We start from the raw sequence: 1,122 nt of genomic DNA, 5'->3' as shown, positions 1-1,122 counted from the left end.
CCGGGCCCTTCTCGGGATGCGAGCGCCCGAAGAAGGCGAGCGGCGCATCGGGGCCGGGATCGGGCGCCACCGGCCAGGCGTCGAGGTCGAGGCCGTGGTGGATGGTGGCGGCGTAGCGCAGGTCGGAATGGCGGTCCGACTGCGAGATCGCGACGTAGTGCGCGTCATCCATGTACGCCCGCCAGATCGGCAGGACCGCGTCGCGGGTCGCGGGCGGGCCGAGCCCGTGCAGTGTCACCACCATCGGAACCGGAAGCAAGCGTGCGTAGGGCAGCGCGGGGAAGTCGCACTGGGCGTGGATCACGTCGAACACGCCACCCGCGGCCGCCGCCATCGCGGTGCCGAGATGCAGAGCCTCCCAGACCTTCACGTCGAGCGGCGCCTCCTCGTAGGGATGCGGCGCCGTCACTCGCAGCGTGCCGGCCGTGGCCGAGCCTCCGGCAGCGAACAGCGTGACGTCGTGGCCGCGCGCGACGAGGGCTTCCGTCAGCGTGCTCGTCGCCGCCTCCCACGGTCCGTAACCGCGCGGCGGGCAGGACCAGGCGATCGGGGCGATCATGCAGATGCGGAGCGGCGTCACGCGGCGGGGAGCGCCAGGGCGTCCGCCGTGCGGGCGGCGGCCCGCAGTGCTTCGCCCAACCGGCTCGCATGGACGGGCCATATGGCGTCCCGGCTGGCCGCCCAGAGCCGGCGCCCCACGGCATCCCGCAGGCTCGGCCGGGATAGCAACGGGACGGAGCGCGCCGCCAGCGCGCCCGCATCGCCGAAGGGGAAGAGGAAGTCGGGCTCCAGCACCTCCTCGGCGTGCCGGTAGGGGGTCGAGACGGTCGGCACGCCGCAGGCCAGCGCATAGGCGAGCGTGCCGGAGGTGATCTGCTCGGGATTGAGGTAGGGCGTGACGTAGAGATCGGCCGCCCGCAGCGCGTCGCAGAGGTCGCCGTCGTCGACGTAGCGGTTCTCCATGTTCAGCGCATGGTCGACGCCGAGCTGGCGGGCGCGGGCGGCGAGCCCGTCGCGGTAGCGCTCGCCCTCCTGTGCCAGGAGCGCGGGATGGGTCGCGCCCAGCAGCACGTAGCGGGCATCGGGAACGCGCTCGAGAATTGCGGGCAGCGCCTCGATCGC

General features: G+C 73.4%; 2 protein-coding genes. Both read right to left on the bottom strand.

Annotated elements, in window-relative coordinates; translation table 11 throughout:
- Window positions 1-580, bottom strand: a 580-nt coding sequence (locus Q1A87_RS23495; protein ID WP_299657273.1) for a glycosyltransferase, incomplete at its 3' end; no start/stop codon positions are given.
- Window positions 577-1,122: glycosyltransferase (locus tag Q1A87_RS23490; protein WP_299657270.1), on the bottom strand; the 546-nt coding region annotated here is incomplete at its 5' end. The genes Q1A87_RS23490 and Q1A87_RS23495, both read right to left, overlap by 4 nt.

The organism is uncultured Jannaschia sp. (genome assembly GCF_947494055.1).
Lineage (GTDB): Bacteria > Pseudomonadota > Alphaproteobacteria > Rhodobacterales > Rhodobacteraceae > Jannaschia.
Note: the sequence above shows the minus strand (reverse complement) of the source record. Positions and strands in the feature narration are given on the sequence as shown.